This is a genomic window from Rossellomorea aquimaris TF-12, assembly GCF_001648555.1.
GTDB classification, from domain to species: Bacteria; Bacillota; Bacilli; order Bacillales; family Bacillaceae_B; genus Rossellomorea; species Rossellomorea aquimaris.
In genome coordinates this window covers 624,736-645,606 of sequence record NZ_LQXM01000029.1, presented here as the reverse complement: position 1 = coordinate 645,606, position 20,871 = coordinate 624,736, and the positions used below count along the sequence as shown (strand labels likewise).

The 20,871-nt window shown below is 37.8% G+C and carries 21 protein-coding genes; all 21 read left to right on the top strand.

The genetic code is table 11. The features are described 5' to 3' along the window. Window positions 1-40 precede the first annotated feature (40 nt). The 21 genes from IQI_RS16760 (at window position 41) to recG (ending at window position 20,791) form a co-directional block, all read left to right on the top strand. Window positions 41-916 (top strand): YicC/YloC family endoribonuclease, encoded by an 876-nt coding sequence (locus tag IQI_RS16760; RefSeq protein WP_064093763.1) that lies wholly within the window; start codon window positions 41-43, stop codon window positions 914-916. Between the two features lie 56 nt (window positions 917-972). Further along, window positions 973-1,245 (top strand): extracellular matrix/biofilm regulator RemA, encoded by a 273-nt coding sequence (gene remA / locus IQI_RS16755; protein ID WP_044337446.1) that lies wholly within the window; start codon window positions 973-975, stop codon window positions 1,243-1,245. Further along, window positions 1,246-1,860, top strand: coding sequence for a guanylate kinase (gene gmk, locus IQI_RS16750; RefSeq protein WP_064093762.1), 615 nt, complete (start codon window positions 1,246-1,248; stop codon window positions 1,858-1,860). Then, the gene (gene rpoZ / locus IQI_RS16745; RefSeq protein ID WP_064093761.1) at window positions 1,861-2,082 is read left to right on the top strand and encodes a DNA-directed RNA polymerase subunit omega; all 222 of its coding nucleotides are present in this window, start codon (window positions 1,861-1,863) and stop codon (window positions 2,080-2,082) included. 144 nt (window positions 2,083-2,226) lie between these two features. Then, window positions 2,227-3,453: a bifunctional phosphopantothenoylcysteine decarboxylase/phosphopantothenate--cysteine ligase CoaBC gene (coaBC, locus tag IQI_RS16740; protein ID WP_064093760.1), complete on the top strand. Its 1,227-nt coding sequence runs from the start codon at window positions 2,227-2,229 to the stop codon at window positions 3,451-3,453. After that, complete coding sequence (gene priA / locus IQI_RS16735) at window positions 3,440-5,863, top strand: primosomal protein N' (RefSeq protein WP_064093759.1); 2,424 nt, start codon at window positions 3,440-3,442, stop codon at window positions 5,861-5,863. The genes coaBC and priA overlap by 14 nt, the downstream gene beginning before the upstream one ends. A gap of 31 nt (window positions 5,864-5,894) precedes the next feature. After that, the gene (gene def, locus IQI_RS16730) at window positions 5,895-6,377 is read left to right on the top strand and encodes a peptide deformylase (protein WP_064093758.1); all 483 of its coding nucleotides are present in this window, start codon (window positions 5,895-5,897) and stop codon (window positions 6,375-6,377) included. Next, on the top strand, window positions 6,377-7,330 hold the full coding sequence (fmt, locus tag IQI_RS16725) for a methionyl-tRNA formyltransferase (protein WP_064093757.1): 954 nt from the start codon (window positions 6,377-6,379) through the stop codon (window positions 7,328-7,330). Before def ends, fmt begins: the two co-directional genes overlap by 1 nt. Next, window positions 7,323-8,657, top strand: a complete 1,335-nt coding sequence (rsmB, locus tag IQI_RS16720; RefSeq protein ID WP_064093756.1) for a 16S rRNA (cytosine(967)-C(5))-methyltransferase RsmB — start codon at window positions 7,323-7,325, stop codon at window positions 8,655-8,657. Before fmt ends, rsmB begins: the two co-directional genes overlap by 8 nt. A gap of 235 nt (window positions 8,658-8,892) precedes the next feature. Continuing rightward, window positions 8,893-9,642, top strand: coding sequence for a Stp1/IreP family PP2C-type Ser/Thr phosphatase (locus IQI_RS16715; RefSeq protein ID WP_064093755.1), 750 nt, complete (start codon window positions 8,893-8,895; stop codon window positions 9,640-9,642). A 7-nt stretch (window positions 9,643-9,649) separates the two neighbouring features. Continuing rightward, window positions 9,650-11,638, top strand: a complete 1,989-nt coding sequence (gene pknB, locus IQI_RS16710) for a Stk1 family PASTA domain-containing Ser/Thr kinase (RefSeq protein ID WP_408007725.1) — start codon at window positions 9,650-9,652, stop codon at window positions 11,636-11,638. Window positions 11,639-11,775: 137 nt separating this feature from the next. Beyond that, window positions 11,776-12,657, top strand: a complete 882-nt coding sequence (gene rsgA / locus IQI_RS16705) for a ribosome small subunit-dependent GTPase A (protein ID WP_064093753.1) — start codon at window positions 11,776-11,778, stop codon at window positions 12,655-12,657. Window position 12,658: 1 nt separating this feature from the next. Continuing rightward, entirely contained in the window at window positions 12,659-13,309 is a 651-nt protein-coding gene (gene rpe / locus IQI_RS16700; protein WP_064093752.1) for a ribulose-phosphate 3-epimerase, read from the top strand. Window positions 13,310-13,370: 61 nt separating this feature from the next. Next, window positions 13,371-14,027, top strand: a complete 657-nt coding sequence (locus IQI_RS16695) for a thiamine diphosphokinase (RefSeq protein ID WP_064093751.1) — start codon at window positions 13,371-13,373, stop codon at window positions 14,025-14,027. Window positions 14,028-14,128: 101 nt separating this feature from the next. Further along, entirely contained in the window at window positions 14,129-14,209 is an 81-nt protein-coding gene (gene spoVM, locus IQI_RS16690) for a stage V sporulation protein SpoVM (RefSeq protein WP_032088878.1), read from the top strand. 400 nt (window positions 14,210-14,609) lie between these two features. Continuing rightward, entirely contained in the window at window positions 14,610-14,798 is a 189-nt protein-coding gene (gene rpmB, locus IQI_RS16685; protein ID WP_034755741.1) for a 50S ribosomal protein L28, read from the top strand. Window positions 14,799-15,005: 207 nt separating this feature from the next. After that, window positions 15,006-15,368 carry an Asp23/Gls24 family envelope stress response protein gene (locus IQI_RS16680; RefSeq protein ID WP_034755738.1) on the top strand — a complete coding sequence of 121 codons (363 nt, stop codon included), beginning with the start codon at window positions 15,006-15,008 and terminating at the stop codon, window positions 15,366-15,368. Between the two features lie 15 nt (window positions 15,369-15,383). Continuing rightward, entirely contained in the window at window positions 15,384-17,048 is a 1,665-nt protein-coding gene (locus tag IQI_RS16675) for a DAK2 domain-containing protein (protein WP_064093750.1), read from the top strand. Window positions 17,049-17,144: 96 nt separating this feature from the next. Next, a complete protein-coding gene (gene sdaAB / locus IQI_RS16670; RefSeq protein WP_064093749.1) occupies window positions 17,145-17,807 on the top strand; it encodes an L-serine ammonia-lyase, iron-sulfur-dependent subunit beta in 663 nt (220 codons plus the stop codon). A gap of 52 nt (window positions 17,808-17,859) precedes the next feature. After that, window positions 17,860-18,753: an L-serine ammonia-lyase, iron-sulfur-dependent, subunit alpha gene (gene sdaAA, locus IQI_RS16665; protein ID WP_064093748.1), complete on the top strand. Its 894-nt coding sequence runs from the start codon at window positions 17,860-17,862 to the stop codon at window positions 18,751-18,753. After that, window positions 18,740-20,791, top strand: a complete 2,052-nt coding sequence (gene recG / locus IQI_RS16660; RefSeq protein ID WP_064093747.1) for an ATP-dependent DNA helicase RecG — start codon at window positions 18,740-18,742, stop codon at window positions 20,789-20,791. The genes sdaAA and recG overlap by 14 nt, the downstream gene beginning before the upstream one ends. Window positions 20,792-20,871: the final 80 nt, after the last annotated feature.

Genomic DNA, 20,871 nt, shown 5'->3' with positions numbered 1-20,871 from the left:
ATACGAAAACCATCATATATAGAGATAGGATGTGATCGTAATGGTTGTCAGTATGACAGGCTTTGGAAGAAGTAAAGTGGAATCTGAACAACATACAATAACGGTCGAAATGAAATCTGTTAACCACAGGTTTAGTGAATGTTACATAAGAATGCCTAGACAGTTAATGAAACTTGAGGATAAAATAAAAAAACAGGTTTCTGAATTTGTAAAGCGTGGTAAAGTGGATATATTTATCTCAATAACTGGTGAAGGCTTAGTACATAGAAATCTTCATATTGACTGGAAGCTCATTCAAGATTATTATCAGTTAGTAAATAAAGTGAAAGAAACCTACTCTTTACAAGATGATATTACATTGTCGGATTTACTGAATAAAGAAGAGTTTGTAACGGTGGAAGAGACAGAAGAAGAAAATAAAGAGCTTGATTTCATAGTATTAAAGGCAGTTGAACAGGCTGCTTTCGACCTGAGGCAAATGCGGATGAAAGAAGGAGAGCTCCTTAAAAAGGACTTTTTCACCCATCTCCATCATTTTGAAAAAAAAATAACTGAATTGACTTTGCATGCTCCTGAAGTTGTTAATCAATATCGAGAAAAATTGAAAAAAAAGATTATTGAGTTTCAAGATGCTTCATTTGATGAGACACGACTTCTGACGGAGGTTGCAATTTTTGCTGATAAATCAGATATTACAGAAGAACTAACTCGGTTAGAGAGTCATATTCACTATTTTTATTCTACATTATCCATTGAAGATCCAATGGGTAGAAAGCTAGATTTTATGATTCAAGAAATGAATCGAGAAGTGAATACCATTGGTTCAAAAGCAAATGATTCCATCATTGCGACGATTGTAGTGGAATTAAAGTCAACGTTAGAAAAACTTAGAGAACAAGTGCAAAATGTAGAATAAGAAGTTTAGTTTCATGCATTTCCGGCGAAACTAAACTATTGATTAGGAGGAGCGTTATGTCTATTAAGCTCATCAATATTGGATTTGGTAATATTGTTTCTGCAAATCGAATTATTTCAATTGTTAGTCCTGAATCAGCACCCATCAAACGCTTGATTCAAGATGCAAGAGATCGAGGAACACTAGTTGATGCTACATATGGAAGAAGAACAAGAGCGGTCATCATTACCGATAGCGATCATGTGATTCTTTCTGCTGTACAACCTGAAACCGTTGCTCATCGTTTAACGGATAAAGAGGATATAGTTGAAGAAGGGCAGGGTAAATAAATGAAAGAAAAAGGGTTGCTCATCGTGCTTTCCGGACCTTCTGGTGTAGGGAAAGGAACAGTTCGTAAGGCGATTTTTTCACAAGAAGATACAAAGTTTGAATACTCCATCTCCATGACTACTCGTAAACCTCGGGAAGGAGAAGTGGATAGTGTCGATTACTTCTTTAAATCAAGAGAAGAGTTTGAAGAACTTATACAGCAAGGGAAACTATTAGAGTACGCTGAGTTTGTTGGAAACTATTACGGTACTCCCGTAGACTATGTTCGAGAAACTCTTGAGTCTGGTAGAGATGTCTTCCTTGAAATTGAAGTACAAGGTGCACAACAGGTGAGAGATAAATTCCCTGAAGGATTATTTATCTTCCTCGCTCCACCTAGTCTTTCAGAGCTTCAAAATCGTCTTGTCACTAGAGGGACAGAAACGGATGATTTAATACAAGGTAGAATGAACACTGCAAAAAAAGAAATTGAAATGATGGATCTTTACGACTATATTGTTGAAAATGATCAAATCCAAAATGCAGTGAATAAAATTAAGTCCATTGTTCAAGCAGAACATTGTAAAAGAGAAAGAGTTCAACAACGATACCTAAAAATGCTGGAGGTCGAATAAATGTTAAACCCATCCATTGATTCCTTAATGAAAAAGATTGACTCTAAATATTCTTTAGTAAGTATTGCAGCCAAGCGTGCTAGAAACCTACAAGACACTGGAGATTACCGTTTGAATAAGTACACGTCTCATAAGTTCGTAGGAAAGGCTCTTGAAGAAATTCATGCTGGTCAATTATCAATGAAAGAAAGAGATGCAAAAGCTGTTTATTCTGATGAATAAACGCAAGTGAAATCATTAGTTCAAAAATCAGGGTTGACTCAGAAAGATGATTTTATCTTTTCGAGACAACCCTATTTTCTTTTTAATTGAAAATCCTTCATAATAAAGGAAGATGAATGAGAATGAGTAATGGGGGAAACAAGAATGGTTAGAGGGAAGAAAATTCTTTTATGCGTTTCAGGAGGAATAGCTGTTTATAAAGCAGCTGCATTAACAAGCAAGCTCGTTCAAAGTGGAGCTGAAGTAAAGGTTATGATGACTGAATCAGCTCAAAAATTTGTCACTCCACTTACATTTCAAGCGTTATCTCGACAAGATGTGTATTGGGATACATTTGATGAAAAAGATTCTTCAAAAATTGCTCATATTGATTTAGCTGACTGGGCGGATTTAGTTCTAGTTGCACCGGCTACGGCTAATATGATTGGAAAGCTGGCAAATGGAATCGCCGATGATATGATTTCCACAACTATCATGGCGTCAACAGCTACTGTTTGGATTGCTCCAGCCATGAATGTACATATGTATGACCATCCAGCTGTGAAAAAGAATATCAACACTCTTTTTGATTTTGGCTATCGCTTTGTTGAACCAAGTGAAGGTTATTTAGCGTGTGGTTATGTTGGGAAAGGGCGATTGGAAGAACCCGAAAGAATCATCCAGCTCCTTGACCTTCACTTTAGCAAGAAGACAAATATTGAAACTCTTTTAAAAGGAAAGAAAGTTGTTATTACTGCAGGACCCACACGCGAAATGGTAGACCCTGTTCGTTTTTTCTCTAATCGATCTACGGGGAAAATGGGGTTTGCTCTTGCAGAAGCAGCATCAGAATTGGGAGCACACGTCACGTTAATATCCGGTCCATCCCATGAAACTATACCAACTGGAGTCGAATTTATATCAGTGAATAGTGCAGAGGAAATGTACCAACAAGTTCATTCCGTGTTCAAGGAAGCTGACATCGTAGTAAAAAGTGCAGCAGTGGCAGATTATCGACCGATTGAAGTATTTGAAAATAAATTAAAGAAAAAAGATGGCAACCTTGTTATTGAATTTGAGCGAACAAAGGATATTCTTATGAGCCTTGGTGAACTGAAAGAACATCAATATCTCATTGGTTTCGCGGCTGAAACAACAAATGTTGAGGAATATGCAAAAGCCAAGCTTGAAAAAAAGAGAGCAGACATGATTGTTTCAAATAATGTAAAAGAAGAGGGATCTGGTTTTGGTACTGATACCAACCGAGTTCTAATTGTGACGAAGGATGGTTCCATTAACTTACCCGTACTTCCTAAAGTAGAGGTTTCAAAAGAGATTTTCAAGGAAGCTATTAACCAAATGAAGAGAGCTAATCAAGATGAACGTAGCTAGTGTCATAGTAGATGTTCCTTCTATGCAAACCGATCGGACGTTTGATTATACAATTCCAAATGAATGGAAAGGAAATATCGTTCCAGGAATGAGAGTGGTTGTACCATTTGGACCAAGAAAAGTACAAGGGTTTGTGACTGAATTGAAAGCAAAAGGCGAAGTTTCAAAGCTGAAACCAATTGTAGAACCAATGGATTTGGTACCTGTGCTGAATGGAGAACTTCTGGCTTTAGGGGATTGGTTAACAGAAAAAACTCTTTGCTTTAAAATCTCTGCTTTTCAATCCATGCTTCCAGCAGCCATGAAAGCTAAATATGAAAAGTTCTTTTCCTTAGAAAATCAGAAGAAACCTGAGGAGCTTCCTTTATCTCTTCAACGTTTTTTTCATAAAAGTAGAGAAGTATCTTGGAAGGTAATAGAAGAGAGCGGCTTCCTTCCTCTTATTCATAAAGAAGTTAAAAATGGTACTGTAGAGGTTTTATATAAGGTTAAAGCAAAAGGGAAAAAGAAAACTGTACGTAAAGTATATTTGAACTTTTCTGGAAGCCAATTACACCAAATGATTGAAGATCTTCCTCCACAAGCTTCTAAGCAAAAAGAGCTATTACAATATATGAGTCAATCAACTGAAGATGAGAAAGGAATGGCAGTAACTGAACTCATTGAAGCTACTGGTGCTACTTCTTCCACCATTAAATCACTGGTTAAAAAAGGTTTGTTCCTTGAGAAGAATGAGGAAATGTATCGAGACCCTTTCCTAAACAGAACGTTTCAGAAAACGTCACCACTCACCTTAACACCTCAACAATCAGAAGCCATTACGCCAGTTTTGAAGACGATTGATGAGAAAGAACATAAAACCTTCCTCCTTTACGGTGTAACGGGGAGTGGAAAGACAGAAATATACTTACAATCTATTCAACGTGTATTAAAAGAAGGGAAAGAAGCCATTGTATTGGTTCCTGAAATTTCTTTAACCCCTCAAATGGTTCACCGTTTTAAAGGTAGGTTTGGAAATGACGTAGCCGTTCTACATAGTGGATTATCCGTTGGTGAGAAATATGATGAATGGAGAAAGATTCAACGAAAAGAAGTCAAAGTCGTCGTTGGTGCTCGTTCAGCCGTTTATGCTCCATTTGAAAACCTTGGTATTATCATAATTGATGAAGAACATGAGACGAGCTACAAACAGGAGGAAAATCCAAGATACCATGCAAGGGATGTGGCTATTTACCGTGGGCAATATCACCAGTGTCCAATCATCTTGGGTAGTGCTACCCCTTCTTTAGAATCCTTTGCAAGAGCAGCAAAGGGAGTGTATGAACTTCTGACGTTGGATAAGCGAATGAATAATGGAGATCTTCCATCTGTGTCAATTGTCGACATGAGAGAAGAATTACGAAAAGGTAATCGTTCAATGTTTTCCAAAGAGCTTTTTGAAAAGTTACAGGAACGAATAGAAAAAGGGGAACAGACGGTACTATTCTTAAATAGAAGAGGACATTCTTCATTTATTATGTGTAGAGATTGTGGCTTTGTTCTTCAATGTCCCAATTGTGATATATCCCTAACTTATCACCGATTTTCTGATGGCATGAAATGTCACTATTGTGGTTATGAAGAGGGTGTTCCAAATACATGCCCTGAATGTTTAAGCGAGCACATCCGTTATTTTGGAACGGGAACACAGAAGGTGGAAGAAGAAATCAATAAACTTTTGCCTAGTGCTAGAGTTATTCGTATGGACGTAGATACAACAACCCGTAAAGGCTCCCATGAGAAGCTCTTAACGGCTTTTGGAGAAGGGAAGGCAGATATACTTCTTGGTACACAGATGATTGCAAAAGGGTTGGACTTTCCGAATATCACTTTGGTAGGTGTGTTAAGCGCAGATACAATGTTGCATTTACCTGACTTTAGGGCGGCTGAGAAAACCTTTCAGCTATTAACCCAAGTGAGTGGGAGAGCTGGTAGACACCAACTGCCTGGAGAAGTTGTGGTACAAACCTACACTCCTGAACATTACTCCATCGAACTCGCATCATTACATGATTATAACCGATTTTATCAACAGGAAATGGTGATGAGAAAAATGGGTTCTTATCCACCTTTTTACTTCATTACTTTGGTTACACTTAGCCATGAAGATCTCATGAAGGTAGTGGACATAGCTGAAAAAATGTCGTCTTTCATTCGCTCAAGAATGTCTGAAGCCACCATCATACTTGGTCCGGTTGCTTCCCCTATTCCTCGGATAAAGAATAGATATCGGTATCAATGTTTGATAAAATACAAGCGGGAACCAAATTTAACGGCAACTTTAAAAACCTTATTGGATCAATACCAGCAGCAATACGCTTCTAAAGGGTTAACAATTTCAATTGATGTAAACCCTTATATGATGATGTAACTATATTATGAATGAAAGACGGAGGAGAAAAATGGCGATTCTTCCTATTGTAATGCACCCTAATCCAATCTTAGAAAAAGAATGTGAAAAGGTCTCGGCATATGATAAAAAATTAAAAAAATTATTAGAAAATATGTATGACACGATGATTGAAGCAGATGGAGTAGGACTTGCTGCACCTCAAGTGGGTGTGGATCTACAGGTCGCCATTGTCGATATTGGCGATGAAACAGGTACAATTGAACTGATTAATCCCGAAATTTTGTCGTTTGAAGGATCTCAAAAAGATCTGGAAGGATGCTTAAGTTTTCCGGGCTTATATGGGGAGGTTACACGCCCGTATTCGATAAAGGTTCGAACCAATGATCGAAAAGGAAGGTCAATTGAATTGCATGCTAATGATTTTCTAGCTAGAGCGATACAACATGAAATTGATCACCTTCATGGGATTTTGTTTACATCCAAAGTAGATAAGTTAATTTCTGAAGAAGAACTAGAAGGGTATGAAGCTTAATGACGAAAGTAATCTTTATGGGAACACCAGACTTTTCTGTTCCTGTTTTACAAGCATTATTAGAAGAAAAGTATGATGTGATTGCGGTTGTAACACAACCTGATCGCCCCGTGGGCAGGAAAAGAGTACTAACCCCACCTCCTGTAAAAGTAGAAGCTTTAAAGCATGGTATTCCAGTATATCAGCCAGAGAAGATTAAAAACGAAGAAGAATTAAATAAAGTTCTTTCATTAAATCCTGATCTAATTGTAACAGCAGCGTTTGGTCAAATTTTACCTAATGAATTATTAGAAGCTCCTACATTTGGTTGTATAAATGTTCATGCTTCTTTACTCCCTGAACTTAGAGGCGGAGCTCCAATTCATTATTCCATATTGCAAGGAAAACCTAAGACGGGTATTACCATTATGTATATGGTTGAGAAGCTTGATGCAGGAGACATTATTAGTCAAGTAGAAGTAGACATAGAAGAACGAGATCATGTAGGAACATTGCATGATAAATTAAGTATAGCAGGAGCAAAACTTCTCATTGAAACATTACCGAAGCTTTTAGCTGGGGAAACACAACCCGTAAAGCAAGATGATACAAAAGCCACTTTTGCGAGAAATATTAAGCGAGAGCAAGAGGTTATTAATTGGACAAAGCCTGGAGAAGAAATTTACAACCATATAAGGGGATTGCATCCTTGGCCGGTTGCATATACAACATTAGATGGCTCGGTTATGAAAGTTTGGTGGGGAGAAAAGGTAGAAGGGAAATCCACTTCAGTTCCAGGTGAAATCATCGGGATAGAGGAAGATGGTTTTATCGTTTCCACAGGGAACTCTGTTGGTATCAAAATAACTGATATACAGCCTTCAGGAAAAAAAAGAATGAGTGCTGTTGACTATTTACGTGGAGCGGGTTCTCACCTGGAAGTAGGCGACGTGTTAGGAGAGGAAAATGAGTAAACGAAATAAAAGTGTTCGAGAAGCTGCATTGGAAGTTATTGAAGCTGTAGAGAAAAATCAATCGTATAGTAATTTATTATTAAATCATGTGATTGAAAAAAATGAACTGCCAAAGAAAGATATCGGTCTTTTAACGGAACTAACATATGGGACCATTCAACGAAAGCTGACGTTAGACTTTTATTTAGCTCCTTTTATTAAAGGGAAATTGGATGATTGGGTTCGTCATTTATTGCGTTTATCCCTTTATCAGCTTGTATATTTAGATAGAATACCTGACCGGGCGGTCTTTTATGAAGCGGTTGAAATTGCTAAAAAAAGAGGTCATAAAGGTATATCCGGATTAGTCAATGGAGTGTTAAGATCCGTTCAAAGAAAGGGTCTTCCATCCTTAGAAAGTATACAAGATCCAGTAGAACGTGTTTCCATTGAAACGAGTCACCCCTATTGGCTCGTAAAAAGGTGGGTAGACCAATTTGGTCTTGAAAAAACAAGAGAAATGTGCGAAACCAATTTAATTGCTCCTAAACAAACGGCTAGAGTAAATCGTACAAAAGTGTCTAGGGAAGAACTAGTTCAATCGTTGCTTGAAGATGGTACTGAAGTGAAAGAGAGTCCTATAGTACCAGAAGCAATACAATCACTACGAGGGAATTTAGCCAAAACAAAAGCATATGAAAGCGGACAATTATCCATACAGGATGAAAGCTCCATGCTAGTCTCATATGCCTTACAATTAAACCATGACATGAAAGTATTAGACGCATGTGCAGCTCCAGGTGGGAAAACGACTCACATTGGTGAAAAGCTTAGTGGTACAGGTGAAGTTCATGCATTAGATCTACATAAGCATAAAGTCAAATTAATCGATGAAAATGCCAAAAGACTAGACCTTTCAAATATTCAAACATACGCCCTTGATAGTAGAAAGGCTGGAGAACTTTTCGAGAAAGAAAGCTTCGATCGCATTTTAGTAGATGCTCCTTGTTCTGGATTAGGTGTCCTAAGAAGAAAACCTGATATTAAATACTCTAAAAGAGAGTCAGATCTCAATTCTTTACAGAAAATTCAATTGGAAATCCTTTCGGCAGTTGCCCCATTGTTAAAAAAAGATGGACTATTGGTTTATAGCACCTGTACGGTTGACCAAAATGAAAATGAAGGAACTGTTTCTGCCTTTATAAGTGATCATCCCGAATTTGAAACATGTCCATTAGAAGGGCTGCCAGAATCCATCACGCCTTTTATTAATCAAAACTCTTTACAAATTTTCCCTCAGGATTTTGGAGGAGACGGGTTTTATATCGCATGTTTTAAGAAAAAATAACTAGTCGCTCGAAAGATGTTGTGTAGGAGTGTAAATTTATTGCAGGAAAATCCCCAATGAAAGTCGTAAATGTAGTAAGGACCATATCAAAAAATGAGGTCTAAGCTACGGGAGCACTTTGATATCAACTATTAACGACCTGTGTAAGACTTATTTACTTGTCAAAAAGGTCTAGATTCTATGGCTATTATAGAATTAAGACAAGTGAGTTTGAAGAAGAGAGAAGGTGACCATTGTGAAAACAGTTTATTATTCGGACAAAGGGAAAGTGCGTCAACTGAATGAAGACAGTGCAGGAGTATTTGTAAATCAACACGGGGATCATTTAGCTGTTGTTGCTGATGGAATGGGCGGTCATCGAGCTGGAGATGTTGCTAGTCAATTAACCATAAAAATAGTAAAGGAACTTTGGGAAAATACTGCAAAGTTTCATACAGCTGATGAAGCTGAAAATTGGTTAAAAACGACCATTAACGAAGTAAATAAAGAAGTATATACTTATTCACAATCCAACTCTGAATGTGAGGGGATGGGAACGACTCTTGTTGGAGCCGTTTGTACATCATTATTTGCAACCATTGTGAATATTGGAGACAGTAGAGGTTATATCCTTAACGAAAATGGCTTTCATCAGTTAACAGAAGACCATACATTGGTGAATGAATTAGTAAGGAGCGGTGAGATCTCCAAAGAAGACGCTGAGCATCATCCAAGAAAAAATGTAATCTTAAGAGCGATTGGAACGGAACCTACTATTTCAATGGATATTAAAACTATTATGTTTGAAGATGATGACGTTTTGTTACTTTGTTCCGACGGCCTTTCAAATAAAGTATCTGAAAAAGAAATGAAAGAAATTTTAGTGGAAAACCATTCTCTTCAACAAAAAGGAGAGAAGCTTGTTCATTTGGCAAATGAATATGGCGGTGAGGATAATATTACCGTAGTGATCGTTGAGTATGCCGCTGAAACGGAAAGCGGGTGATAACATGATGAATGGAAAGCGCATCAGTGGGCGTTACAAAATTATTAAGTTAATTGGTGGAGGCGGAATGGCCAATGTGTATCTAGCTCACGATATGATTTTAGATCGTGAAGTAGCCATTAAAATGCTCCGCATGGACTTTGCTAATGAAGAAGAGTTTATTAAAAGGTTTCAAAGAGAAGCTCAATCTGCAACTAGCTTAGCTCATCCAAACATAGTAAGTATATATGACGTAGGAGAAGAAGATGACCTCTATTATATCGTCATGGAATATGTCAATGGAATGACATTGAAGCAATACATACAACAACATTCCCCGGTTAATGTAGACAAAGCAATCGATATTATGAAGCAACTTACTTTTGCTTTATCTCATGCTCATCAAAACCATATTGTGCATCGGGATATTAAGCCACATAATATATTAGTAGATGAACATGAAAATGTGAAAATTACTGACTTTGGGATAGCCATGGCACTAACAGCAACCTCTATTACTCAGACAAACTCTGTACTAGGTTCGGTTCACTATCTTTCACCTGAACAAGCGAGAGGTGGGATGGCAACTAAGAAGTCTGATATTTATTCATTAGGGATTGTGATGTTTGAGTTATTAACGGGAAGGCTTCCTTTCTCTGGAGAATCGGCCGTTTCGATTGCCTTAAAACATTTGCAATCTGAAACGCCCTCTTTGAAAAGGTGGAACCCTTCCATCCCTCAAAGTGTTGAGAATATAGTACTGAAAGCAACAGCAAAAGATCCTTTTAGAAGATATGATAGTTTAGAGGAAATGGATGAAGATCTAAATTCTGCCTTGGATCCGGAACGATTGAATGAGCCAAAGTTTGCTGTACCTATAGATGATGAAGCAACGAAAGCGATCCCTGTCATTACAAACGAAAAGTCTTTTTCAAACTTAGATGACACCATCGTCCATCATCAAGGGAATTCAGATTCCGTACAAACTAAACCAAATATTCCTGTCTCTAAAGGGAAAGAAACGAAAAATAACAAACCTAAAAAAGAAAGCAAAAAGAAATGGCCAATCCTTATTATTAGCCTATTTTTCTTACTTATTCTGTTAGGCGTCGCAGCCGTTACAGTCGTTCCTGAATTACTTGGACCTAAAGAGATAAAAGTTCCAAATGTAGTTGGTGAAACATCTGAAGAAGCTGTTTCTATCATCGTATCCGAGGGATTCGTGGTTGGTGAAACGAAAGAGCAATCAGATGAAACAGTACCTGAAGGTGAAGTAATTAAAACAAGCCCTGTTGCCGGACGGATGGCAAAAGAAGGTTCTTCCATCAATCTGTATGTGAGTACTGGGAAAGAAAAAAGCACTGTAGAAGACTTTGTTGAAATGACCTTCGATGAAGTGGCTCCTGAGTTAGAGGAACAAGGGTTTACGGTAAAGAAAGAAGAAGAAGAAAGCAATGAATACGCTGAAGGTGTCATTATCGACCAAGACGTCTCTCCTGGTGATGAAGTGGTTCCTAGTGAAACAACGATTACGTTTACTGTCAGCAAAGGTCCCTCTTCCTTTGAACTAGGGGACTTATCAGGGTTCAATAAAACAAACCGTGAAGCATATGCTCTTTCAAATGGAATTACGATAACAGAAGAAGGGGAAGAATACTCTGAAGAAATTGATAAGGGACTTGTTATTTCTCAAGAACCGGCAGAGGGTACCTTTATTAAAGTAGGGGATACCGTAAAAGTGGTGATTTCTAAGGGACCTATTCCGACCAAAGAAAAAACGTTAGATATAAAGATTCCTTACGAGAGGGAAGATGGAAATCCCCAAATGGTTGATATTTATATCCAAGATAAAGATAGAAGTATCGAAGACAGTGACGAACTTAAAGGTATTTATAATGAAGAAACCTTTACCTTAACCTTTACAATTGAAGAAGGAAAAGAAGCTAAATATCTAATTCTAGTTGATGGTGAAGAGTATGAAAAAGGCACTGTAGAATATCCTAAAGATGAAGAATAAATCAATAAGAAGGGCTGTACCCAGGTTATACTAAACCGTACGGGACAGTCCTCTTATTTTCGTTTATAATAGGAAGTAAAGTGCATACAAAGGCAAAAGTTTAAATAAACGTTGTTATCATAAAAAGGAGGTTTCGAATGGCGAAAGGAAAGATAATCAAAGCGTTAAGCGGGTTTTATTATGTGCTTTCAAATGGAAGTATCACCCAATGTCGAGGCAGAGGTACATTTCGCAAGGATAAGATCACTCCTTTGGTGGGAGACTTTGTAGAATTTCAAGCAGAAAATCAAACAGAAGGCTACCTTTTAAAGGTTTTTGATAGAAAAAATGAATTGGTGAGACCACCCATTGCAAACGTTGATCAAGCTATTTTAGTTTTTTCTGCAAGTGAACCGGATTTTAGTCCGGCACTATTAGATCGATTTTTAGTATTAGTTGAAAGCAAGGAAATCGATCCACTTATTTGCATCACGAAAAAGGATTTATTAAGTGAAGAAAAAGTACTGGCCATCAAAAAATATGTTGAGGATTATCGATCTTTCGGTTATGAGGTTCTACTCACATCTTCCAAAACAGAAAATGGAGTCGACGAACTAAGCCCTTACTTAAAAGACAAAATCTCTGTTTTTGCCGGTCAGTCTGGAGTGGGGAAGTCGTCCTTATTAAATGCTTTAAAACCTGAGCTTGATTTAAAAACAGCCATGATTTCCTCCCATTTAGGACGAGGAAAACATACCACAAGACATGTAGAACTAATTGATATAGAAAATGGTTTGGTAGCTGATACACCTGGGTTTAGCTCACTTGAATTTTCTGAACTGGAAATAGAAGAGCTTCCAATGTGTTTTCCAGAAATGGTGGAAGTTGCTGATCATTGTAAATTTAGAGGCTGCCTTCATATCAATGAGCCAAAATGTGCTGTGAAAAAAGCAGTCGAAGCCGGAGGAATCCCTTCCTATCGATATGACCATTATTTAACATTTCATAATGAAATTAAAGACAGAAAGCCGAGGTATTAGTATGAAAATCGCACCTTCCATATTATCTGCAAATTTCGCAGAGCTAGGTAATGAAATCAAGGACGTAGAAAAGGGTGGAGCTGACTACATCCATATCGATGTCATGGACGGTCACTTTGTTCCAAATATTACGATGGGGCCAATGGTTGTGAAAGCTATTCGACCATTAACGACTTTACCACTTGATGTTCACTTGATGATTGAAAATCCAGATCAGTATATTGAAGCATTTGCTGATGCAGGTGCAGATTACATTACGGTTCATGTGGAAACATGTCCTCATTTACATAGAACCATCCAATTAATTAAGAATCAAGGAGTGAAGGCAGGCGTCGTATTAAATCCTGCCACTCCTGCTGAATCCATTAAAACCATTTTACAAGATGTAGACATGGTACTACTCATGACAGTGAATCCTGGTTTTGGCGGTCAATCTTTCATTCCTTCAGTAGTACCTAAAATCAAACAAATTCGCACTTGGGCACAAGAAGTTAATCCAACCCTAGAAATCGAAGTAGACGGAGGAATTAACCCTGAAACGCTAGCCTTATGTGCAGAGGCAGGAGCAGATGTTTTTGTTGCAGGCTCAGCCATCTATAACCGCAGTGACCGGGGAGAAGCCATAGCTGAACTTAAAAATGCCATATATTAAGAAAGTAGACTGATCTAATCATATAGGTCAGTCTGTTTTTCATAGAAAGGAAGTAGTTCAGATGGAATTGAATATTGTGGCAGGTGGGCCATCAAGATATTTTCCTGATTTGCATTCGTACCATTCAAATGAAGTGAAGTGGATAGGTGTTGACAGGGGAGTCTTTACATTATTAGAACATGGAATTGAAGCTAGTATAGCCTTTGGAGATTTTGACTCTGTTACAGAAGAACAATGGAAGACCATTCAACAAAATGTTGAAGATGTCAAAACATATCAACCTGAAAAAGATGAAACTGATCTTGAACTTGCTTTAAATTGGGCAATCAATCAAAAACCTCAATCGATCAAAATATTCGGAGCGACAGGTGGTCGCCTCGATCACTTTATGGGTAATATCCAATTATTAATGCAGCCTCGACTGTTAGATTCTAAAATAAAAGTTGAGCTAATTGATACACAAAACCGCTTGTACATTACAGAATCTGGAGAGCATACTGTTGAAAAGATGAATGATCTAAAATATATTTCTTTTATTCCAATAACCGACTGTGTAAAGGAATTAAGTTTAGAAGGATTTAAATACCCACTAAAAAAACGGAATATTTTAAGAGGTTCAGCACTATGTATTAGTAATGAACTTATACAATCATCTGGTACTTTTTCTTTTACAAATGGCATATTAATGGTGATAAGAAGTAGCGATGAAGCTTCTTAACCGAATAAAAAGAAGACAGTACTTAACTGAATCCACTTGAATACACTAAATTGTTGTCAAGTGAAACATTACGTTCTTTAGATTGTGGGGAGGGACTATTAATGCGCTTTTATACAATTAAATTACCAAAATTCTTAGGTGGGCTTGTAAGGGCAATGTTAGGTACGTTCAAGAAAGAATAAACAGTTGATGAAGGTGACCATGGTGTCACCTTCTTTTTTGTTGAACTGCCCGAGGCTCACCGACAGCCCCGGAGAAAGCGGGTACCCAGTAGGAAAATCAACTACTACATTCTACTCTGAAATAGCAACAATCCTTGTGAATAGATAGGCAGTACTCTAACAAAATGGGGTCACCTTTATATATTTTTAAGCCAAAATAAGAACAAGTACTACTTCGATTGTATTCTGAGAAAACCTCCTTCGCCTTTTCTGCCTGTAAAGTAATTTTTCTTGAAAGGTTTTAATTGTAGTATTGCAATATAGAAAGTTGTGTGATAAATTATTAAAGTATCTTTATGATAAAAGTGAATGTAGAACTGAAATTAACTTCAGCTTCTTGTTAGTGAGGAGGGAATATATTATGGCAAAACAATGCGTAGTAACAGGCCGTAAAGCTAGCTCAGGTAACGCTCGCTCTCACGCAATGAATGCGAACAAGCGTACTTGGGGTGCAAACCTGCAAAAAGTTCGTATTCTTGTAGACGGAAAACCTAAGAAAGTATGGGTTTCTGCAAGAGCGTTGAAATCTGGTAAAGTAGAACGCGTATAATACTTAATATGAGGAGACGTCTAGTTACTAGGCGTCTTTTTTCATTCTACATATTCAAAACATCAAATGATTAATGTACGAATATAAGGGAAAAATGAAATATATATCAAACAAATCACACAGAGATAATACTTTAGCTTTCAAAAAGAGGATACTTATAGTAAAATGTTTTTAGCCAAGCATGTAATTAAAGGGGGAGAACATTCCATGTCCATCGAATTAAAAACGCAGTACGGACAAATTGATATTACAAATGATGTCATTGCAATGATTGCTGGAGGTGCAGCGGTGGATTGCTACGGAATTGTTGGAATGGCTTCAAAGAACCAAATTAAAGACGGATTTACAGATATCTTACGCAAAGAAAATTTCACTCGTGGAGTGATTGTTCGTCAAGATGAAGAAGAAGTACATATTGATATGTATATTATTGTGAGCTATGGTACAAAAATTTCTGAGATTGCTCATAACGTACAATCCAAGGTTAAATATACCCTTGACAAGACCGTCGGCTTGGCGGTAGATTCAGTAAATATTTTTGTGCAGGGGGTTCGTGTGACGAACCCGTAGTGAGGAGGAAGATTCGTGTCGATTACATCTTTGGAGGGAAAACGTTTTGCAGAGATGGTTATTCAAGGTGCTACCCAGCTATCAGCTAATGCGCAACTCGTTGATGCATTAAACGTCTTTCCTGTTCCTGATGGTGATACTGGAACAAATATGAATTTATCAATGACTTCTGGAGCGAAAGAGGTTCAGAACAACATCCAAGATCATATTGGAAATGTGTCTGCCGCCCTTTCAAAGGGGTTATTGATGGGTGCGAGAGGGAACTCTGGTGTTATCTTGTCCCAGTTGTTTAGAGGATTCGGAAAAGCAATTGAGGGAAAAAGCTCTTTAACAAGTGTTGAATTCGCTCAAGCTTTACAAACCGGTGTTGAAACAGCTTATAAAGCTGTAATGAAACCTGTTGAAGGAACAATTTTAACCGTTGCAAAGGATGCCGCTAAAAAGGGTGTTGCTACTGCTGAAAAAGAGAGTGACTTCGTTAAAGTAATGCAAGCCATTGTAGATGAGGCGCAGGCTTCATTAAATCGCACACCAGATTTACTACCTGTTTTAAAGGAAGTTGGTGTAGTGGATAGTGGTGGTCAAGGGCTATTATTTGTTTATGAAGGATTTTTAGCTGAACTAAAGGGAGAAAAGGTTTCTAACCAAGCATCCCTGCCTTCTATGAATGACTTAGTAAGCGCAGAGCATCATAAGGCAGCTCAGGATTTTATGAGTACAGAAGATATTGAGTTTGGTTATTGTACAGAATTTATGGTGAGATTCGAACAAGACAAACAAGCGTTTGATGAAGAAAACTTTCGTCAGGACCTAAGTCAGTTTGGTGATTCTCTATTAGTCATTAGTGATGAAGAACTAGCTAAAGTTCATATTCACTCTGAACAACCTGGAGACGTCTTAACCTATGGACACAAATATGGAAGCTTAATTAATATTAAAATCGAAAACATGAGACAACAACATAGCAATATTGTGGGAGAACAAACTCAGGTTAAGGCAGAGGCTCCTGCAGTAAAACAAGAAGTTGATTTTGCAATTGTTACCGTTGCCATGGGTGAAGGGATTGCAGAATTATTTAAGAGCATTGGAGCGACTGCTGTCATTGAAGGCGGTCAAACAATGAACCCTAGCACTGAAGACATCGTAAAAGCCGTTGAAGAAGTAAATGCCAAGAAAGTAATTATTATGCCAAATAATAAGAACATCATCATGGCAGCTGAACAAGCAGCGGAAGTTCTTCAAAGTGAAGTAGCTGTTGTTCCAACCAAAACGGTTCCACAGGGTATGGCAGCTTTACTTGCGTTTAACCCAACTGCATCTGTATCAGAAAATAAAGAATTAATGAGTGAAGCATCTCAGTATGTGAAAACAGGTCAAGTTACATATGCTGTTAGAAACACTAGCATCGACGGAATTTCGATTTCCAAAGATGATTTTATGGGTATTTCTGAAGGGAAGATTGTTGTTGCTGAAAACGATCGACAACAAACAGCGAAAACCCTTTTAGAAAAAATGCTGGATGAAGATGCAGAAATCTTAACGATTCTCTACGGTGAAGACGTTTCAGAGGAAGATGTAAGTTCATTAAGAGATTATATAGAAGAGCAATATGAAGATTTAGAAGTGGAAGTTCATAATGGTAAACAACCACTTTACTCCTATATATTCTCAATTGAATAAAAGATAAGAGAAGGGGGCAGCTCATTTGAGTTTGTCCCCTTCAATTATGTTAGAATGAAAATATAAATTGAATGTTAGGTTAGGGGGAGAAAGTGGATGAAATATAAAAGTGTATTTGACATTATTGGCCCCATCATGATTGGACCATCTAGTTCACATACGGCTGGAGCTGCAAGAATTGGTAGAGTAGCAAGAAATCTTTTTCGTAGGGAACCTAAGTGGGCAACCATTTCTTTTTATGGATCATTTGCCAAAACTTATAAAGGTCATGGGACAGATGTTGCGATAGTAGGCGGTATTCTCGATTATGATACATATGATGAACGAATTATTCATTCGATTGATTTAGCAAAAGAAAAAGGAATAAAGATTAGGTTTAATGAGGAAGAGGCTATTACCGATCACCCCAATACGGCTCGTATTCAAATGGGTGACGATGATGGAGAAATAGAATTAGTGGGGATTTCTATCGGTGGAGGAAAGGTTGAAATTATCGAACTGAATGGATTTGAGCTTAAGCTTTCTGGCCATCACCCGGCTATTCTGGTAGTGCATGATGATCGATTCGGAGCGATTGCTTCAGTATCTAATATTCTTGCCAAACATCAATTAAATATTGGGCATATGGATGTATCCCGTAAAGAGAAGGGACAAATGGCATTGATGACCATTGAGGTGGATCAACCAATTGACGACTTGGTTATTGAAGAATTAACGTCTCTTTCTAATATTACTCAAGTTACACGAATTTCTGATTGAACAATTTCTATTATGATAACGTTTACATTAAATTCAGTAAGGAGGCTATACATTGTTTAGAAATGTTGCAGAATTAATCGAACTGGCAGAAAGTCAAAATAAAAAAATATCAGACATAATGATCGAACAGGAAATAGAATTTACAGGTAAAACATTTGAACAGGTTTATGGTCAAATGGAAAAAAATCTTGAGGTAATGGAACAAGCGGTAGCTAGAGGTTTAGAAGGAGTAAAATCTCATTCGGGATTAACAGGCGGCGACGCTGTACTTTTGCAAAAATATATTGAAAAAGGAAAATCTCTTTGTGGTGATACTATTTTAGATGCGGTTAGTAAGGCAGTTGCCACGAATGAAGTCAACGCAGCCATGGGGACAATTTGTGCAACACCAACGGCTGGGTCTGCAGGAGTTGTACCTGGGACTTTATTTGCAGTTAAAAATAAGTTGAATCCATCAAAAGACGAAATGATTCGTTTCTTATTTACTTCTGGGGCATTTGGATTTGTTGTGGCAAATAATGCTTCAATTTCAGGAGCAGCAGGTGGGTGCCAAGCGGAGGTTGGCTCTGCGAGTGGAATGGCAGCAGCTGCCATTGTGGAAATGGCAGGAGGAACGCCAAGTCAATCTGCAGAAGCAATGGCTATCACGTTAAAGAATATGCTTGGCCTTGTTTGTGATCCTGTTGCAGGATTAGTAGAAGTTCCGTGTGTAAAAAGAAATGCAATGGGGGCTGCTAACGCTATGGTAGCTGCTGATATGGCCCTTGCTGGAATAACAAGTCGAATTCCTTGTGATGAAGTCATTGATGCTATGTATAAAATTGGTCAAACGATGCCTGTTGCTTTAAGAGAGACGGCTCAAGGTGGATTAGCGGCAACTCCTACTGGTAGAGAATTAGAAGCAAAAATCTTTGGGGTTTCCCTGAATAAACGTGAAAACTCCTAACGAAGAGCTAACGATCCAGAATATCAAGGGTGTTGGTGAGGAAACGGCATTACAGATGAATGCAATGGGAATTCATTCGGTTCTGGATTTGTTAGAATATGTTCCATACCGATATGATGATTACAGATTAAGGGACTTGGAAGAAGTTGCTCACGATGAAAGGGTTACAGTTGAAGGGAAAGTTCATTCTGAACCTGCCCTTATGTACTATGGACGGAAAAAATCTCGTTTAACCCTGAGGCTATTAGTTGGTCGATATTTGATTCAAGCTGTTTTTTTTAATCAACCATATTTGAAAAAGAAAATTAATCTTCATGATACAGTTACTGTAACGGGGAAATGGGATAAGAATCGTCAAATTGTAACCGTACAGCACTTCCAGGGAGGTCCCCATGGGAAGCAGGGGGATTTTGAACCTGTCTATTCACTAAAGGGATCGGTAACCAATAACACCTTGAGAAAGTTTATAAAGAAGGCTTTTAATGATTATCCTGATGTTATTCAAGAGAATTTACCTTCTGTATTATTAGAAAAATATAAATTATCTCATCGACGAGATGCTTTATATCACTTGCACTTTCCAGATTCCACTGAGGATATGAAGCAGGCTAGAAGAAGATTTGTATATGAAGAGTTTTTATTATTTCAATTAAAAATGCAGGCATTAAGAAAATTTGAAAGAGAGCACACTTCAGGTATTCAACAACATTATGACTTAGAGAAAATAAAGGAGTTTATTCACTCTTTACCTTTTCCCCTAACAGATGCTCAAAAAAGAGTGATAAATGAAATATCAGCTGATATGAAATCACCTTATCGAATGAATCGTTTATTGCAGGGGGATGTTGGTTCAGGGAAAACAGTGGTAGCTGCCATTGCCCTTTATTCCAGTGTAACTGCTGGGTTCCAAGGAGCACTGATGGTGCCTACTGAAATACTTGCTGAACAGCATGCAAATTCATTAAGTGAATTACTCTCTCCTTCAGGGTTGTCTGTTGCTTTGCTTACCAGCTCTGTAAAAGGAAAAAAACGTGCACTTCTTTTGGAGAAGTTAAGAGATGGAGACATAGATATTCTTATCGGGACTCATGCACTTATTCAAGATGACGTCCAGTTTAAGCAATTAGGACTTGTTGTAACAGATGAACAACATCGTTTTGGTGTGAATCAGCGTCGTGTTCTTAGAGAAAAAGGAGAAAGTCCCGATGTATTATTTATGACAGCAACTCCGATTCCCCGTACATTAGCCATAACTGTGTTTGGTGAAATGGATGTAAGTATTATCGATCAAATGCCCGCTGGAAGGAAACCAATTGAGACTTACTGGGCGAAGGCGGATATGTTATCCAGGGTACTGACATTTATGGACAAAGAACTTGATAAGGGAAGACAAGCGTATGTCATTTGTCCATTGATTGAAGAGTCTGATAAATTAGATGTGCAAAACGCCATCGATGTTTATAATCAACTTTTGCACTATTTTGAAGGGCGTTATGATGTAGGCTTAATGCATGGAAGATTACATCCAGACGAAAAGGATGAAGTGATGAGGAATTTCAGTTCCAATCAGCTTCAAGTATTAGTGTCAACTACAGTGGTGGAAGTAGGAGTTAATGTACCGAATGCTACATTTATGTTAATTTACGATGCAGAGCGATTTGGGTTATCTCAACTCCATCAATTAAGAGGAAGAGTTGGTCGAGGAGAGGACCAATCCTATTGTATCCTGTTGGCAGAACCTAAAACAGAGGTTGGGAAAGAACGAATGAAAATCATGACTGAAACGAACGATGGATTTGTTTTAAGTGAAAAAGATCTCGAATTAAGAGGACCTGGAGATTTCTTTGGGAAGAAGCAGAGTGGACTTCCTGAGTTTAAAGTTGCAGATATGGTTCATGATTACCGTGCTTTAGAGGTGGCTAGAGACGACGCGAATTTTCTAATAAATTCAAAGCAGTTCTGGAGTGATTCAGAATTTAAACCTTTACGTACGTATTTATCATCGTCAGGTGTTTTAGAGGGTGAAAAGCTAGACTAGATAGGCAGATTGTAAGATTATTTCTTGCAATCTGCTTTTTTAGATTATATACTACTATTAGTACCTAGTACTAATACTGG

Coding starts and splice junctions, on each gene's coding strand:
- IQI_RS16760 (WP_064093763.1), top strand. CDS start 41: ATGGTTGTCAGTATGACAGGCTTTGGAAGAAGTAAAGTGGAATCTGAA.
- remA (WP_044337446.1), top strand. CDS start 973: ATGTCTATTAAGCTCATCAATATTGGATTTGGTAATATTGTTTCTGCA.
- gmk (WP_064093762.1), top strand. CDS start 1,246: ATGAAAGAAAAAGGGTTGCTCATCGTGCTTTCCGGACCTTCTGGTGTA.
- rpoZ (WP_064093761.1), top strand. CDS start 1,861: ATGTTAAACCCATCCATTGATTCCTTAATGAAAAAGATTGACTCTAAA.
- coaBC (WP_064093760.1), top strand. CDS start 2,227: ATGGTTAGAGGGAAGAAAATTCTTTTATGCGTTTCAGGAGGAATAGCT.
- priA (WP_064093759.1), top strand. CDS start 3,440: ATGAACGTAGCTAGTGTCATAGTAGATGTTCCTTCTATGCAAACCGAT.
- def (WP_064093758.1), top strand. CDS start 5,895: ATGGCGATTCTTCCTATTGTAATGCACCCTAATCCAATCTTAGAAAAA.
- fmt (WP_064093757.1), top strand. CDS start 6,377: ATGACGAAAGTAATCTTTATGGGAACACCAGACTTTTCTGTTCCTGTT.
- rsmB (WP_064093756.1), top strand. CDS start 7,323: ATGAGTAAACGAAATAAAAGTGTTCGAGAAGCTGCATTGGAAGTTATT.
- pknB (WP_408007725.1), top strand. CDS start 9,650: ATGAATGGAAAGCGCATCAGTGGGCGTTACAAAATTATTAAGTTAATT.
- rsgA (WP_064093753.1), top strand. CDS start 11,776: ATGGCGAAAGGAAAGATAATCAAAGCGTTAAGCGGGTTTTATTATGTG.
- rpe (WP_064093752.1), top strand. CDS start 12,659: ATGAAAATCGCACCTTCCATATTATCTGCAAATTTCGCAGAGCTAGGT.
- IQI_RS16695 (WP_064093751.1), top strand. CDS start 13,371: ATGGAATTGAATATTGTGGCAGGTGGGCCATCAAGATATTTTCCTGAT.
- spoVM (WP_032088878.1), top strand. CDS start 14,129: ATGCGCTTTTATACAATTAAATTACCAAAATTCTTAGGTGGGCTTGTA.
- rpmB (WP_034755741.1), top strand. CDS start 14,610: ATGGCAAAACAATGCGTAGTAACAGGCCGTAAAGCTAGCTCAGGTAAC.
- IQI_RS16680 (WP_034755738.1), top strand. CDS start 15,006: ATGTCCATCGAATTAAAAACGCAGTACGGACAAATTGATATTACAAAT.
- sdaAB (WP_064093749.1), top strand. CDS start 17,145: ATGAAATATAAAAGTGTATTTGACATTATTGGCCCCATCATGATTGGA.